This is a genomic window from Rhodococcus sp. H-CA8f, assembly GCF_002501585.1.
Classification (GTDB): Bacteria; Actinomycetota; Actinomycetes; order Mycobacteriales; family Mycobacteriaceae; genus Rhodococcus_F; species Rhodococcus_F erythropolis.
In genome coordinates this window covers 917,600-932,231 of record NZ_CP023720.1, presented here as the reverse complement: position 1 = coordinate 932,231, position 14,632 = coordinate 917,600, and the positions used below count along the sequence as shown (strand labels likewise).

General features: G+C 63.3%; 16 protein-coding genes. 9 read left to right on the top strand and 7 right to left on the bottom strand.

The window, feature by feature from the left end; translation table 11 throughout:
* Window positions 1-54 precede the first annotated feature (54 nt).
* A complete protein-coding gene (locus CPI83_RS04480; protein ID WP_021345600.1) occupies window positions 55-1,302 on the top strand; it encodes an Nramp family divalent metal transporter in 1,248 nt (415 codons plus the stop codon).
* A gap of 56 nt (window positions 1,303-1,358) precedes the next feature.
* Here the strand turns inward: CPI83_RS04480 and CPI83_RS04475 are convergent, their stop codons facing one another.
* Window positions 1,359-2,954, bottom strand: coding sequence for an acyl-CoA synthetase (locus CPI83_RS04475; RefSeq protein WP_097386848.1), 1,596 nt, complete (start codon window positions 2,952-2,954; stop codon window positions 1,359-1,361).
* 369 nt (window positions 2,955-3,323) lie between these two features.
* On the opposite strand from CPI83_RS04475, the gene CPI83_RS04470 reads away from it, so the two are divergent.
* Window positions 3,324-4,262, top strand: coding sequence for a 3-oxoacyl-ACP reductase (locus CPI83_RS04470; RefSeq protein WP_007729451.1), 939 nt, complete (start codon window positions 3,324-3,326; stop codon window positions 4,260-4,262).
* A gap of 27 nt (window positions 4,263-4,289) precedes the next feature.
* On the top strand, window positions 4,290-5,033 hold the full coding sequence (locus tag CPI83_RS04465; protein ID WP_019745385.1) for an SDR family oxidoreductase: 744 nt from the start codon (window positions 4,290-4,292) through the stop codon (window positions 5,031-5,033).
* Between the two features lie 21 nt (window positions 5,034-5,054).
* On the opposite strand, the gene CPI83_RS04460 is transcribed toward CPI83_RS04465, so the two are convergent.
* Window positions 5,055-5,960, bottom strand: coding sequence for an amidohydrolase family protein (locus CPI83_RS04460; RefSeq protein WP_172403435.1), 906 nt, complete (start codon window positions 5,958-5,960; stop codon window positions 5,055-5,057).
* 125 nt (window positions 5,961-6,085) lie between these two features.
* Here CPI83_RS04460 and CPI83_RS04455 point away from each other — a divergent pair, with 125 nt between their 5' ends.
* The 3 genes from CPI83_RS04455 (at window position 6,086) to CPI83_RS04445 (ending at window position 8,855) form a co-directional block, all read left to right on the top strand.
* Window positions 6,086-6,613: a nuclear transport factor 2 family protein gene (locus CPI83_RS04455; protein ID WP_019745387.1), complete on the top strand. Its 528-nt coding sequence runs from the start codon at window positions 6,086-6,088 to the stop codon at window positions 6,611-6,613.
* Window positions 6,614-6,617: 4 nt separating this feature from the next.
* Window positions 6,618-7,751 (top strand): 12-oxophytodienoate reductase, encoded by a 1,134-nt coding sequence (locus CPI83_RS04450; RefSeq protein ID WP_019745388.1) that lies wholly within the window; start codon window positions 6,618-6,620, stop codon window positions 7,749-7,751.
* A 105-nt stretch (window positions 7,752-7,856) separates the two neighbouring features.
* Window positions 7,857-8,855: an MDR family oxidoreductase gene (locus CPI83_RS04445; protein WP_019745389.1), complete on the top strand. Its 999-nt coding sequence runs from the start codon at window positions 7,857-7,859 to the stop codon at window positions 8,853-8,855.
* 5 nt (window positions 8,856-8,860) lie between these two features.
* On the opposite strand, the gene CPI83_RS04440 is transcribed toward CPI83_RS04445, so the two are convergent.
* Window positions 8,861-9,412, bottom strand: a complete 552-nt coding sequence (locus tag CPI83_RS04440) for a ribonuclease H (protein WP_007729467.1) — start codon at window positions 9,410-9,412, stop codon at window positions 8,861-8,863.
* Between the two features lie 45 nt (window positions 9,413-9,457).
* On the opposite strand from CPI83_RS04440, the gene CPI83_RS04435 reads away from it, so the two are divergent.
* From CPI83_RS04435 to CPI83_RS04425, 3 genes are all read left to right on the top strand, one after another.
* Entirely contained in the window at window positions 9,458-10,411 is a 954-nt protein-coding gene (locus CPI83_RS04435) for a DNA-3-methyladenine glycosylase (protein WP_019745390.1), read from the top strand.
* 17 nt (window positions 10,412-10,428) lie between these two features.
* Entirely contained in the window at window positions 10,429-11,079 is a 651-nt protein-coding gene (locus CPI83_RS04430) for a pyridoxamine 5'-phosphate oxidase family protein (protein WP_097386847.1), read from the top strand.
* Window positions 11,080-11,190: 111 nt separating this feature from the next.
* Complete coding sequence (locus CPI83_RS04425) at window positions 11,191-11,688, top strand: glycine zipper family protein (protein WP_019745392.1); 498 nt, start codon at window positions 11,191-11,193, stop codon at window positions 11,686-11,688.
* A gap of 7 nt (window positions 11,689-11,695) precedes the next feature.
* Here CPI83_RS04425 and CPI83_RS04420 read toward each other — a convergent pair whose 3' ends face one another.
* From CPI83_RS04420 to CPI83_RS04405, 4 genes are read right to left on the bottom strand one after another with little or no spacing between them, the layout of a single operon-like run.
* Window positions 11,696-12,085 (bottom strand): metalloregulator ArsR/SmtB family transcription factor, encoded by a 390-nt coding sequence (locus tag CPI83_RS04420; protein ID WP_097386846.1) that lies wholly within the window; start codon window positions 12,083-12,085, stop codon window positions 11,696-11,698.
* 60 nt (window positions 12,086-12,145) lie between these two features.
* Entirely contained in the window at window positions 12,146-13,342 is a 1,197-nt protein-coding gene (locus CPI83_RS04415) for an acetyl-CoA C-acetyltransferase (RefSeq protein WP_069145568.1), read from the bottom strand.
* A gap of 40 nt (window positions 13,343-13,382) precedes the next feature.
* Window positions 13,383-13,835, bottom strand: a complete 453-nt coding sequence (locus CPI83_RS04410; RefSeq protein WP_020909210.1) for a MaoC family dehydratase — start codon at window positions 13,833-13,835, stop codon at window positions 13,383-13,385.
* Between the two features lie 44 nt (window positions 13,836-13,879).
* On the bottom strand, window positions 13,880-14,626 hold the full coding sequence (locus CPI83_RS04405) for a GntR family transcriptional regulator (RefSeq protein ID WP_003940169.1): 747 nt from the start codon (window positions 14,624-14,626) through the stop codon (window positions 13,880-13,882).
* Between the last annotated feature and the right edge of the window lie 6 nt (window positions 14,627-14,632).

Genomic DNA, 14,632 nt, shown 5'->3' with positions numbered 1-14,632 from the left:
CTATAGTTCACATATTCGAACCAACAGGTCCGAGTACGTGTGACCAGGAGACCGATGAGCACCAGTACGCAAGAGCCGACGACTCCGCGCCGACGACCTACGGGAAGATCCATCGCCCTGCTCGGTCCGGCGTTCGTCGCGGCAATCGCGTACGTCGATCCGGGTAACGTCGCCGCCAACCTGACCGCCGGCGCGAAGTACGGCTATCTCCTCATCTGGGTGCTGGTACTCGCCAATGCAATGGCCGTCCTGGTGCAGTACCTGTCCGCGAAACTCGGGCTGGTCTCCGGCAGATCCTTGCCCGAAATGCTGGGTCAGCGCCTGCGTAAGAACAACCGCCGCGCCTTCTGGCTCCAGGCCGAGATGATGGCGATCGCGACCGACGTGGCCGAGGTCATCGGCGGCGCCATCGCACTCAACCTGCTCTTCAACATCCCGCTCTTCCTCGGCGGGTTGATCACCGGATGCGTGTCGATGGTGATCCTGACGATCCAAAGTCGGCGCGGACAGCGCACTTTCGAGTTCGTGGTCATGGGATTGCTGGCCATCATCACCATCGGCTTCCTGACCGGGCTCGCCTTCACCGACGTCTCCGGCAGCGAAGCGGTCGCCGGACTGGTCCCCCGCTTCGAAGGAACCGAGACCGTACTGCTCGCCGCCAGCATGCTCGGAGCAACGGTCATGCCGCACGCGATCTACCTTCACTCCGCATTGGCACGTGATCGCCACGGCCACATCAAACCCGGGCCACGGTTGCAGCGACTACTCAAAGTCACCCGTTGGGATGTCGTAGTCGCGTTGATCATCGCCGGTGGCGTGAACATCGGCATGCTGCTTCTGGCCGCTTCGGCGCTGCGCGGAGTACCCGGCACCGACACCATCGACGGCGCGCATGCCGCGATCGAGAATTCACTCGGTCCGGGTGTAGCCGTGGTGTTTGCGATCGGACTCCTCGCCTCCGGACTCGCGTCGACCTCCGTGGGGTGCGCGGCCGGCGCCGAGATCATGCATGGTCTTCTGGCCATTCGCATTCCGGTGATCACACGCCGAATCGTCACTCTCATCCCGGCACTGATCGTGCTCGGACTCGGCGTCGACCCGACGCTGGCACTCGTGCTCAGCCAAGTGGTCTTGAGCCTGTGCATCCCCTTCGCGATCATCCCGCTGGTGCGAATGACCTCGGACCCCGAACTCATGGGCGACGCGCGCAATGCCCCGTTCACGACCGTCGCGGCATGGATTGCGGCCGGCTTGATCGTTGCACTCAACGTCGCTCTGCTGGTTCTGACGGTGACAGGCTAGAGCACCAGAGCCACCCAACGCGTCCCTCACAAACGCGCTGGATGGCTCCGGCCGGACTAGGAAACTTGCTCGGCGAGAGTGGCCTTGGCCCAGCGATAGTCGGCCTTTCCGCTGGGAGAACGCCTGATCGACGGAACATTCATGACGGTGCGCGGCACTTTGTACCGAGCGACCTGCGACGCGCAATGCTCACCGATCTCGGCAGCGTCCGGAACGTCGAAACCTTCTCGGGTCGTGATGACCGCAGCGACGCGCTCACCGAACTTCGCATCCGGAATTCCCGCGACCAGAGCGTCGAGCACCGCCGGGTGACTCTTGAGTGCCTGCTCGACCTCTTCGGGGTACACCTTCTCCCCGCCGGTGTTGATGCACTGAGAACCACGCCCCAGCAGGACGATCGAGCCGTCGGCTTCCACGCGCCCGACGTCGCCGAGCACCGACATCCGCACCCCGTCGATCACCGGGAACGTAGCCGCGGTCTTGACCGGATCGTTGAAGTAACCGACCGGCACGTGACCACTGCGAGCGATGTAACCGGTCTCGGGCGATCCCGGCTCCAGCGGCCGCATCCTTTCGTCCACGACGCGGGTCTCGTCGCGAGCGGCGATGCGCATCAGTCCGTCTTCGCCGATCTCGAGATTGCCGTCGACGCCCGACTCCGAGGAGCCGAATCCGTCGCGGATCACCAGGTTCGGAAGTATCGACTTGAGCTGCTCCCGCAGTGAGAGCGAGAACAAGGCCCCGCCGGACGAGACCATGCCGACCGTGCCGAGGTCGTAATCTGCTGCGTTTGCTGCCAATTCGTCTGCGAGCGGACGGGCCATCGCGTCTCCGACGACGGTGATGGAGACGGCCTTCTCACTCCCGGCGAGCTGCAGGGTCGTCTTCGCGTCGAACCGCGCCATGAGAATTGCGTTGGCACCCATGAAGAATCCGGTGAACAGCGAGTACGACGCCGCACCGTGCATCAGGGGTGCGGTACTGAGCATGTTCATCGCGGGAACGTTCGGCACCGCGGCGAACAGAGCCTGTGCGGTCGTGTGCGGCGGACCGAACGGATTTCCGCCGGTGAGCGCCGCGAAGTAGAAGTCTTCATGACGCCACATGACACCCTTGGGCATCCCCGTCGTGCCACCGGTGTAAATGACAAAGAGGTCGTCGTTGCTGCGGGGCGCGAAGTCACGAGTGGCGGGCTGCTCCGCGGCAGCGTCGGCAAATCGAACGACGTCGACGCCTTCGATATCGCGGACGGCCGACTCGCCGACGACAACGACGTGTTTGATGCCGGGCGCGGCCGGGAGAACCGTCTCCACGACGGAAACGAACTCCTCGTCCACGATCAGTGCCACCGACTGCGAATCGTTGTACAGGTAGGTCAGTTCGGCGTCGACGTAGCGATAGTTGACGTTGATCGGGACCGCACGAATCTTGAGGCAGCCGAGCAAACTCTCGACGAACTCGACGCTGTTGCGCATGTGCAGAGCGACGTGATCGCCCGGCCCGACACCGACACTCGCCAAGTGGCGGGCAATGCGGTTCGATCCCTCGTCCAGTTCGACGTAGGTGCGACGACGGCCATCGCACACGAGCGCCGTGCGGTCCGGAATCAGATCCGAAATGCCCTCGTACAGATCTGCCAAATTCAGTGACACTGCTTGTGCCTTCCTTGATGTCCGGCCCGGTGAATTCGGGGCCGACCGTACTGCGTTTTCGGTGAGAACTATCCGACCCTGGAGCCGACGAATGCGGCCGAGAACTGAGCGGATCGGTGGTGACGCAAACGCGTACGCGGTGGGATCGCCGCGTCGACCCAAGGTGGCATGCAGCGCTCGTGACCCAGATCACCGCTCCCGCTGAGTGAGACTGCTCCTCAGTTGGTCAAACTTCTGCTCAAAACTAGAACTAATTCTGATTTCGCTCGAATGATTTTTTCGGAAAGACTGCCGAACTCTCGACTTCAAATTAGAATGAATACTAATTTTGCTGTACCTACCCGCCAGCCCGGATCGAAGGAGCACGACATGACGCAATCACTGAGCTTGGAAGGCAAAGTTGCCGCCGTCACCGGCGCCGGCGCCGGCCTGGGTCGCGCCGAAGCACTCGGACTCGCGGCTGCCGGTGCAGCCGTCATCGTCAACGACATGGGTGCAGCGGCCAACGACGTGGTCGACGAGATCAAGGCCGCAGGTGGACAGGCGCTCGCCATCACCGGCGACGTCTCCGACTGGTCACTCGGCGGGCGCATCATCGAAGAGGCTGTCAAGAACTTCGGATCCTTCGACATCCTCGTCAACAATGCAGGCATCCTGCGCGACAAGATGATCTTCAACCTGACCGAATCCGATTGGGACGACGTCATCCGCGTGCACCTCAAGGGCCACGCCGCCACCTCGCACGCAGCCGCAGTCCACTGGCGCGCAGCCAGTAAGGCAGCCGACGCACCGGTCTACGGCCGCATCATCAACACCTCTTCCGAGGCCTTCCTCTTCGGCAGCGCCGGACAGCCCAACTACTCGGCAGCCAAGGCCGGCATCACCGCTCTGACGCTCTCGAGCGCAGCAGGTCTCTCCCGCTACGGCGTCCGCACGAACGCGATCTGCCCCCGTGCCCGCACCGCCATGACGGCAGAAGCCTTCGGCGAGAACAACACCGGCGTCGTCGGCCTCGATCCGCTTGCACCCGAGCGCGTCGCGACCCTGGTCAGCTACCTCGCATCCCCCGATTCCGACGAGATCAACGGACAGGTCTTCGTCGTCTACGGCAAGATGGTGGCGTTGATGGAAGCACCCAAGGTCGAGAACCGTTTCGACGCAGCCGGATCCGCGTTCACCGTCGAAGAACTCGGTGGTCAGCTCTCGTCTTACTTCTCCGGCCGTGGGCCGTACGAGACCTACGCTGCCTACAGCATCGCCGGCCTCGAAAAGATCGCACTTGCAGTCGACGAGACCGCAACAGTTTAAGCAGCACTTACGAAGAGGAGCGTTTTCATGAGGTTGAACGGCAAGGTAGCGATCGTCACCGGCGGCGCCGGCGGAATCGGTCGCGCTATCACCCGAGTCTTCGCCCGTGAAGGCGCGAAGGTCCTGTTCGTCGACATCAACGACGAGCAGGGCCAGGCCCTCGAACAAGAACTGGCCGGCTCCGGCAAGTTCCTGAACGTCGACCTTGCTGCCGCCGGTTCGGCCGAGCAGATCCGTGACGCCGCGCTCGAGGCTTTCGGCAAGCTCGACATCCTGGTGAACAACGCTCACGCATCCCGTCAGGCTCCGTTGCTCGAAACCACGCAGGACATGTTCGACCTGTCCTTCAACACCGGTTTCTACCCCGTTGTCCACCTGATGCAGGCATGCCACGACGAACTCGCGAAGACCAAGGGTTCGGTCGTCAACTTCGCATCGGGTTCAGGTTTGGACGGAATGCCCACCCAGACGTCCTACGCTGCGGCCAAGGAAGCTGTGCGAGGCCTGACGCGCGTCGTCGCCAACGAGTGGGCGCCGGAAGGCATTCGGGTCAACGTGGTCTGCCCGTTCGCCGCCACCGAAGGCGTCGTCAAGTGGCAGGAAGCCTTCCCCGAGCGCGCAGCCGCATCGGTTGCCAAGGTACCTCTCGGACGCATCGGTGATCCCGAAACCGACATCGCTCCCGTCGTGGTATTCCTGGCGAGCGAGGATTCCAAGTACATGACCGGACAGACGTTGATGGCCGACGGCGGCAGCATCAAATTGCGCTGAGCGAAATACTTCTCGGTGGGCTCAGCTCACCGAGAAGAGTTTCGCAGCGTTGTCGTGCACGACGGCTCGCAGCCATTCGTCCCCGAGATCGAAGCGCGTAACCGCTTGCAAAGCCGTGAGATACGGGTACGGAATGTTCGGGAAGTCGCTACCGAACAGAATCCGGTCCTGCATGTCGACGAGCCGTGAAACGTCTGCCTTCGGGAAGGCGCACTGCTCTTCCGTGAAATCGGTGAACGCCATGGTCGTATCCAGGCGGACGTTGCCGTAAGCCTCTGCCAGATCGAGGAATTCGCTGTACTCGGGCATCCCCATGTGGGCGACGATCAACGACAGGCGCGGGTACCGTGCGAGCAGCGAAGCAATGCGATCAGGTCCCGTGTACTCCCCCGGCGCCGGTCCCGATCCACAATGGATCACGATGGGCGTCTCGGAGTCCTCGAGCTGACCCCAGACCTTGTCGAGCAGAGGGTCGTTCGGGTCGTAGTTTCCGACCTGGATGTGGGACTTGAAGATTCGCGCGCCCGAATCCAGGGCCTTTCCGACGTACGACGCCGCCGACTCCTCGGGATAGAACGTGGCCGTGTGCAGGCAATCAGGTGTTTGCGCGGCAAATTCGACGGCCCACTGATTGAGCCACTCGGCCATCGCGTGCTTGTGCGGGTAGATCATCGACGTGAAAGCCCGGACACCGAACTCGCGGAGACGGTGTACCCGCTCCTCCTCGGCAAGTCGGTACGCGATCGGCCATGGTCGACCGATCATCGGTCCCGCCGAATCGAAGTAGCCCCACACCTTGTCCATGACGCTCTTCGGCATGAAATGGGTATGGACGTCGATCACGCCAGGAACACCCAACTCGCGCCAGAAAGCCCGAACCTCGGCGATCTCCTCCGGTCCGGTCGATGGGACCTCTTCGGTACACACGTCTGACACCCCTTTCGTTCGCTCGACCATACCGAGTGCCGTCGCGCTCACCGGGACAGGTCGTTGACGGCCCGCGCTGAGCACCCGAATGTGAACCCATCTTGCCGATCACCGTTGGAGGTTGAATGTCTCAGGCCGAGTCCGAAGTGGGATCGATCAGTGCCGTCGAGGAACTGCTCGCAATCGAGGAAATCAAACGTGTCTTCGCCGCGCGCCTACGCTGCATGGACACCAAGCAGTGGCATGTCTACCCAACCCTGCACACCGCAGACGTCGTCAGCGAGACGTGGGGCGGACTCCCGACAGACAAGCAACCCAAGACCGGTGACACCTCGAACCAGGTAGTGGGCATCGACAAACTCACCGCGGCAATTCGGAACATGCTCGACGGCGACATCCCCCTCACCACGGCGCACCACGCACACACTCCCGAAATCGTGCTGACCTCACCCACCACCGCAACCGGTATCTGGGCGATGGAAGACATGCTGTGGTGGAACGACGGCGAGAAAGAACTACACCTGCACGGCTACGGCCACTACCACGAGGAATACCGCAAAGAAGACGGCAAGTGGCTGATCAGCTACCGAACCCTCACCCGGCTCCGTGTCGACCAGGACCCCGGATTCTTCCGATTCATGAAAGCGCTGTGACGAAGTGACCAACCCGCTGTTCCAACCGCTCCGCATCCGTTCGCTCGAATTGTCCAACCGCATAGTCATGTCGCCGATGACGCGCACGTACTCCATCGAGGGCGTGCCTGGCCGCGACGTCGCCGACTATTACCGCCGACGCGCCGAGGGCGGTACCGGACTGATCGTCACCGAAGGCGTCGCGATCGATCACGAGACTGCTGTCGACCACGCCAACGTCCCCAACCTCCACACTCCCGCTGCTCAGGCCGGATGGCGCAAGGTAGTCGACGACGTGCACGCTGCTGGCGGCAAGATCGTGCCTCAGCTCTGGCACGTCGGGCCTCTGTGGGGCGCGATGACGCAGATGGACCCTTCGCTCAAGCCGATGCGTCCCTCGGGCGAGTGGGGTCCGCTCGGCGTCACCTCGTACTCCGCGGCCTACGTCGAACGCGCGCAGGCGAGCACCGAAGCGATGACCGAGCAAGACATCCAGGACGTCATCGACGCGTATGTCCGTAGCGCGAAGCACGCCGTCGAACTCGGCTTCGACGGTATCGCGATCCACGGCGGTCACGGCTACCTCCTCGATTCCTTCTTCTGGGAGGGCACCAACCAGCGCGACGACGCGTGGGGCGGCGACCTGGAGCGTCGAACCAAGTTCCCGGCCGCCGTCGTCGCTGCGATCCGCGCGGCCATCGGACCGGATCTGCCGATCATCTACCGTTTCTCGCAGCACAAGCAGCAGGATTTCACCGCGAAGATCGCGGAGACTCCCGAGGAGTTGGGCGTCATCCTGGGCGCGCTGGTCGACGCCGGAGTCGACGTTCTCGATGCCAGCATCAGGCGCTTCGACGTCCCCGCCTTCGAAGGCAGCGATCTCTCGCTGGCCGGTTGGGCGAAAAAATTGACCGGCGCCGTCACGATGGCCGTCGGCAGCGTCGGTATCGGAAAGTCGCTGCGGGACAGCCGCATCGAAGGCGTCGCCCCTGTCGTCGACAACATCCCACAGCTCGAGGAGCGCATCGGCAGTGGAGAGTTCGATCTGATCGCGATCGGCCGTCTCCACCTCGCCGATCCGGCATTGGCGACAACCCTGCGCGACGGTAGTCCGCTGCCGGCCTTCGATCGAGCGGTGCATGAGGGCAGCTTGATCTAGGGGCTCCGCCCCTGTGTTGATCTAGGGGCTCCGCCCCTGTGCGCCTTTCCGGTAGTTCGCACTACCGAAAAGGCGCACAGGGCCGAAGGCCTTTATGTTCGACCCATGACTACTTTCAACGCCTGGGTCGCCCGCGAAAGCGACGGCACCATCGACTTCGCCCCCGAAACCGTCGACGAATCCTTCCTCCCGGCAGGTGAGGTCACCATTCGCGTCGAGTATTCGAGCGTCAACTACAAGGACGCGCTCGCGGTCACCCCGAAAGGCGGGGTGGTTCGCGAGTACCCGATCGTCCCCGGCATCGACGTCGCCGGCGAGGTCATTGCCTCCGAGTCCGACGCATTCGCCCCGGGCGACAAGGTCGTCGCACATGGCTACGAGATCGGGACCGCCCGCAACGGCGGCTACGCCGAGATCGCCCGTTTGCCTGCCGAGTGGGTCGTGAAGCTCGACGGCATTTCCACCGCCGACGCTGCTGCGATCGGCACGGCAGGATTCACCGCAGCCATGAGCGTCCAAGCCATTCTGGCCAGCGGAGTGAAGCCCGCCGACGGTCCCGTCCTGGTGACGGGCGCGAGCGGCGGAGTCGGCACCGTCAGCGTCGACCTTCTGGCAAGCGCAGGCTTCGACGTGGTCGCCTCCAGCGGCAAGCCAGGCGCGGCAGACCTTCTGACGTCACTCGGTGCGTCTTCGGTGATCGGCCGGCTCCCCGAAGATCCCGACGCCAAGCCTCGCCCGCTCGGAAAATCGCAGTGGGCGGCGGCGGTCGACTGCGTCGGTGGGAAGACCCTCGCTCACGTTCTGAGCACGATCAACTACGGCGGTGTTGTGGCCGCCAGCGGATTGACCGGCGGCGCCGCGCTGCCTACGACCGTGCTGCCGTTCATTCTCCGCGGAGTCTCACTGCTGGGCATGGACTCGGTATTGATGCCGATCGAACCCCGTCGCGCGCTGTGGGCCCGTCTGGGCTCCGACTTGGCCCCACGTCATCTGAAGGAGATCACGAACCTCGTTGCCGTCCGCGACGTCGTCTCGGTGATCGATCAGGTACGCGAAGGCAAGTACACCGGCCGGGCGCTGGTTCAGGTTGCCGACGGTTTCTGAACCGCTCAGAAAAGTGTGAACAGATCTGCCGGTTCTTCGGCCGTCGTGGACTTCTCCTTGTAAGGGGAGTTCACGGCGGTCGGTTCCTTCTTCACCGGGGCAGCAAGCGGGACCGATGCGATGTCCCCCGAGACGATGGCGCGTGCGGCTTCGCCGGCCAGCTTGTCTGCCATTTCGTTGTAGTGGTTGCCGACGTGCCCGCGCACCCAACGAAAGCGCACCGGACCGACTCGATCGGTGATGGCTCGGTCGATGCTCTGCACCAGTTCCAGGTTCTTGACCGCCCCGCCGCTCGCGGTCTTCCAGCCCTTGCGCTTCCAACTCGGCAGCCATTCCGACGCGCACTTGATGGCGTACTGCGAGTCGGATTCGATGAGCAGAGGATCAGCACCGGGATGGGCGACGACGGCCTCGAAGAGCGCACGCAACTCGGCAATCTGATTGGTGCCGGACGCTTCTCCGCCGGACATGCTCGGACCCTCGTGATTGACCCACGCCCAGCCGATAGCCCCGCCGGGGTTTCGCAGACAGGATCCGTCGGTGCTCACGATGATCATGGCTCGGACAATACGTTGCGCCACCGACACACGCCTTAACGGAGGATGGACGGTGGCGATACGCTGACCTCGATGACGCCGCTATCTCCGGTCGACGAAGTCACGGTGACTTCTCAGCGACCGCTCGATGCCGCGCTGACGCTCAGCCCGCATCAGCGCGGACCCGGCGACCCCGCACATCGACGGTCAGCCGACGGAGCGATCTGGCGAGTTTCCCGCCAACTTTCGGGTCCTGTGACCTACCGCATCACGCAGTCGGATCGCCATACGGTCCGGGTACAGGCCTGGGGTCCCGGCGCCACGGAATTTCTGACCGGCGCCGAAGCTCTGCTCGGTCTCGACGACGAGGCCGAAGATTTTGCGCCCGAGCATCCCAAGCTCGCCGAAGCTCATCGACGCTTCCCTCATCTGCGCATCGGCCGCACCGGACGCGTCATGGAAGCCCTCGTTCCCGCGATCCTCGAGCAACGCGTCCACGGCATCGACGCGTTTGCCGCATGGCGCCGGCTGCTGACCAAATTCGGGGAGCGCCCACCCGGCCCCGCGCCCGACGGAATGCGAGTTCCACTCACCGCGGACCAATGGCGACGAATGCCGTCGTGGGAGTTTCATCGCGCAAATGTCGATCCCGCGAGATCCAAGACGATCGTTCAGTGCGCTCGGGTCGCCGACCGCCTCGAGCAGGCGTCATCGTTCCCCCGGGCCGAAGCGACCAAACGATTGCGAGCGGTGCCCGGCGTCGGGATCTGGACTGCCGCGGAAGTGGCTCAGCGCGCCTTCGGCGATTCGGACGCACTCTCGGTCGGCGACTACCACCTCGCTGCGGTCGTCGGCTGGTCGCTCCTGGGTGAACCGATCGACGACGCCCAGATGGTGCAGTACCTCGCTCCCCTCCAACCGCATCGATACCGTGCCGTGAGGCTTCTGCAGGTCAGCGGCCAAGCCGTCAAACCCAAGTTCGGTCCGCGAACTGCCGTTGCCGACCACCGCTGGCACTGAGCACCAGGAGATAAAGAATGTCGACCCGATACGCACACATCGCCTTCTCCCCCGCTGCGGTGGAGCGTCAGCGGTCGACCGGGAGTTTCACCGTCTACGGTTCAAAGCTCGATCAGCCCGACGAAGGCCCGATGGAATTCGATTTCCGCGCTCAGGGATTCGTGAAATCCGTGGATTCCTTCTTCATGTCCACTGTGACGCCCGACGGTTGGCCGTACGTCCAACATCGCGGCGGCCCGCGCGGATTCCTGCATATGTTGGGCCCGAATCGAATCGGATTCGCCGATCTCCCCGGCAATCAGCAGTTCGTGACGCTCGGCAATCTGGAAGAGAACAATCGCATCTCGCTGTTCGTCATCGATTACCCGACGCGAACGAGATTGAAGATCTACGGGCGTGCACACGTGATCGAAGCGGACGAGGACCCTGAACTGCTGCAACAACTCTTGCAGGTCCCCGGCGGCACCATGACAGCAAAAGCGCAGCGCTCCATCGTCGTCGAGGTCGAAGCGTTCGACTGGAACTGCAGTCGAAATATCACACCTCGCTTCGAAAAGGAGCGCATGGACGAATCCCTCGCTCTGGCACGCCAACCCCTGCAAGCCGAGGTCGATCGGCTTACTGCCGAGGTCGAAGAATTGCGCGCGCGGTTGTCGAAAAACGAATGAGACTGGGCGGTTTCAGGGCCCCCTGAGTCGGGTAGCCACCAAACACGGCCCGTCGCGCGGAGACGACGGGTCCCGTTGTGCCCGAGGAGGTCCGCACGATCGATCCAGACGGTGGAGTTCTGGTTAACGAACTGCACCGCCACCATTCACGACTGGTTCCACACAGACAGATTGGCCGTCCCCATGAAACTGTCCCGAACTCTCACCATGTCCGTACTCGTCGTCGCCGCTGTCGGCGCCGGAGCCGGCACCGCGGTCGCAGCGCCCCCGAATGCGGGCTTCGATCCGTCCCAACCCCTACTGACACCGACCGCCGAGTCGAACAGCCAGGCGGCGTTGATGCTCTTCCCCGGTAACGATCCGAAGCAAGCCGCGTTCGACACGATGGCCAACGAGGTCAATATCGGCTGGAACAACGGCGGCGTGCAGTCGACGCTCATCGGAGCCAACCTCGGCGTCGGAATCGGCTGCCTGTCGATCTTCCCGAACTTCATCGCCGGCTGCATCGTCGGTGGAGTCATCGGCACGGTTGCCGGAGTCGGCGCGGGAATCACCAACGGAAACCCGAACGCTGCGCCGGCCGTCGAGAAGTTCTTCGCGACTCCTTGAGAGACGCTCAGCTGTGCGTGTGCCCTGGGGTGGGTGTCTCGTCGTGAAAATGTGTGGCGCCGATCGAATGCAACAGCTGGTGAACGGTGTCGTCTGCCAGTTGGTATCGCATCGATCGGCCGTCGCGCGTCGCGCTCACCCACCCCTGGCTACGCAGTAGCCGCAGCGCATGTGAGACGGCTGTGCCGCTCATCCCCAGCGCCACGGACAGATCCGTGACGCAGATACCCGGTGCGTGGTGAAGGCCGAGCAACAGACGCAGACGGTTGGCGTCGGAGAGAAGCTCGAAGCGACCGGACCAACTGGTGACATCGAGACCCTCGAGTGCAGCCCTGGCGCGACGAACATCCTCGACGCTCAGCGCGCCACTGGTGTCTGCTGCGCCTGCATTCGTCAACCGACTGCCTCCGTAGAACTTCCGATCCCCCGCCGCAAGTGTACCCAGAAGCGAACCTCGTCAGGCAGACTCCACCACGGCTGCCATGCCCTGGCCACCGCCGATACACATGGTCAACAGCGCTTTTCCGCCGCCGCGACGGCCGAGTTCGTGAAGCGCGGTTGTTGCCATACGCGCACCCGTCGCTCCCACGGGGTGCCCGAGCGAGATGCCGGAACCGTTGACGTTCAGTCGATCGAGGTCCTCGAAGCCCCATTCCTTCACGACGCCGAGAACCTGGCACGCAAACGCCTCGTTCAGCTCGACCAGATCGAAGTCGGCAAAGCCTGCCCCTGTGCGAGCAAACAGTTTCGAGACGGCGGCAACCGGTCCGAGGCCCATCAGCGCCGGTTCACAACCGGCCGCGGCCCAACTGTCGAGGAACCCGATGGGTTCCAGCCCCAGCTCGTCCAGGCGATCCTCGGCGACCACCAACATCGCTGCCGCAGCGTCATTCTGTTGGCTGGCGTTACCGGCGGTCACGACGCCTCCCTCGGACACCGCACGCAGCCGTGCCAGGGTTTCGAGTGAGGTATCCGGACGGATCCCCTCGTCAGCACGAAACTGTGTGACGTTCCCTTTTCGATCCGTCAGTTCGACGGCGACGATTTCGGCATCGAATCGGCCGGATTCTCTTGCCAGTGTAGCTTTTCGGTGACTCTCGACGGCGAAGGCGTCCGACTCTTCCCGCGTGATCCCGCAGCGTGTCGCGACGTTCTCGGCCGTTTCGATCATTCCGCTGATTCGGCCGAAACGCCACTCGGGTTGCGAGCGCTCTCGACCACGATCGAGGCGGTCGAACAGTTGCAGCCCACCGGATTTGGTGCCCCACCGCGCTCCGGTGGTGTAGTGCTCGATCCCGCTCATCGATTCGACGCCGCCCGCGAGAACCACGTCGGCAGCACCCGTCTGGACCATCATGGCCGCGGTAACGATGGCCTGCAGACCCGTTCCGCATCGGCGATCCGTCTGGAAGCCGGCTACCGAAATCGGCAACCCGGCCTCGAGCGCCGCCCACCTTCCGATGCACGGTGCCTCCGAATTGGCATACGACTGCCCCATCGCGACGTCGTCGATGCGGGACGGATCGATTCCGCTACGACGCACGGTCTCCTTGACGACAGTGGCAGCCAAACTTTCCGCAGGCACGTCACGAAGTGCCCCTCCGAAACGGCCCACCGCGGTTCTGACCGGCGCGACCAATGCTGCTCGTTTCACAACTGACCTCGAATCTCGTTCTGGAAGAATGGAAAAGGATTCAGGAGACCAACAGGCGCACGGTATCCGCCACCAGCGCAGGTTTACCTGCTCCTTCGATTTCGATCGTGTACCGCACGACAATCGTCGCGCCCTTCGCGGTGCGCTCGAAGGAAAGAATCTCCGCACCTGCCCGCACCGAAGAAGCGACCTTGACCGGTTCGGGGAATCGCACCTTGTTGCTGCCGTAGTTCACGGTCATGGAGATTCCGTCGACACGCATCACCTGAGCGCCGAGCACCGGCAACAACGAAAGAGTCAGATAGCCGTGGGCGATGGTGCCGCCGTACGGACCCTGCGCTGCGCGCTCGGGATCCACGTGAATCCACTGGTGATCCTCGGTGGCGTCGGCGAACTTGTCGATCCGATCCTGTGTGACCGGAAACCACGCGCTGTAGCCCAAGTGCTCACCGACAGCCGTCTCAACTTCGTCGATTCCGTTGAAAATTCGCATAGTTCTCTCCTGAAAGGTGTTGAACAGCAAAGAAAAGTGCAGCGCTAATGTGCGCCGCGGCGCAGCGTGACCCGATACGTGTACTGCTCCGGCAAGAAATAGCTCACCGACAACTCGTTGGCAACGCCCTGCGCGTTGGAGTACAAACGGTCCACCCGCAACATGGCGTGGCCGATCTCGCAATCGACGTCCCTGGCAACGTCTGCCGTTGCCGGGGACACCGTGATCGATTGTGCTGCTTCGACAATCGGACTGTCGATCAGCGGTTCCAGCAGGCCGATCACCGTATTGGCGCTCACCGCACCGGCCGCCATGGCGGGCAGGTCGATGATCTGCCGCGCGATCGCCTCCGGCAGATGCGCCGTCGTCTGCACGAACGGAACTCCCTCGTGTATCCGTCGGAAGACCACGGTGTACACGACGTCGGTGTCGAGCCGAAGCCGACTGGCCGCCTCGATGTCCACGCGCCGTTGCAGCGGTGACACCACTTCCATCGTCGTGTCCCGCGAAAGGTTCATGAGATCTTCGATGGATCCGAGATGACGGAGATAGCGGCCGCTGTTCTCGGTCACGAAAGTCCCGCGCCCGGGTACTCGGTACACGATGCCCTCGGCAACAAGATCGTGAAAGGCTCGGCGGACCGTCTGCCGACTCACGCCGTGATGCTGCGCCAGTTCGGATTCGGTGGGCAGTTGAATGCCGTCGCGGTAGGTACCGGCAGAGATCTGCTGACGAAGCTCACGAGAGAGGCGTTGGTACGCCGGCTCCGTCTCTCTTTCCTTACCGCTCATAGCGAC

Coding starts and splice junctions, on each gene's coding strand:
- CPI83_RS04480 (WP_021345600.1), top strand. CDS start 55: ATGAGCACCAGTACGCAAGAGCCGACGACTCCGCGCCGACGACCTACG.
- CPI83_RS04470 (WP_007729451.1), top strand. CDS start 3,324: ATGACGCAATCACTGAGCTTGGAAGGCAAAGTTGCCGCCGTCACCGGC.
- CPI83_RS04465 (WP_019745385.1), top strand. CDS start 4,290: ATGAGGTTGAACGGCAAGGTAGCGATCGTCACCGGCGGCGCCGGCGGA.
- CPI83_RS04455 (WP_019745387.1), top strand. CDS start 6,086: ATGTCTCAGGCCGAGTCCGAAGTGGGATCGATCAGTGCCGTCGAGGAA.
- CPI83_RS04445 (WP_019745389.1), top strand. CDS start 7,857: ATGACTACTTTCAACGCCTGGGTCGCCCGCGAAAGCGACGGCACCATC.
- CPI83_RS04440 (WP_007729467.1), bottom strand. CDS start 9,412: ATGATCATCGTGAGCACCGACGGATCCTGTCTGCGAAACCCCGGCGGG.
- CPI83_RS04435 (WP_019745390.1), top strand. CDS start 9,458: ATGGACGGTGGCGATACGCTGACCTCGATGACGCCGCTATCTCCGGTC.
- CPI83_RS04430 (WP_097386847.1), top strand. CDS start 10,429: ATGTCGACCCGATACGCACACATCGCCTTCTCCCCCGCTGCGGTGGAG.
- CPI83_RS04410 (WP_020909210.1), bottom strand. CDS start 13,835: ATGCGAATTTTCAACGGAATCGACGAAGTTGAGACGGCTGTCGGTGAG.
- CPI83_RS04405 (WP_003940169.1), bottom strand. CDS start 14,626: ATGAGCGGTAAGGAAAGAGAGACGGAGCCGGCGTACCAACGCCTCTCT.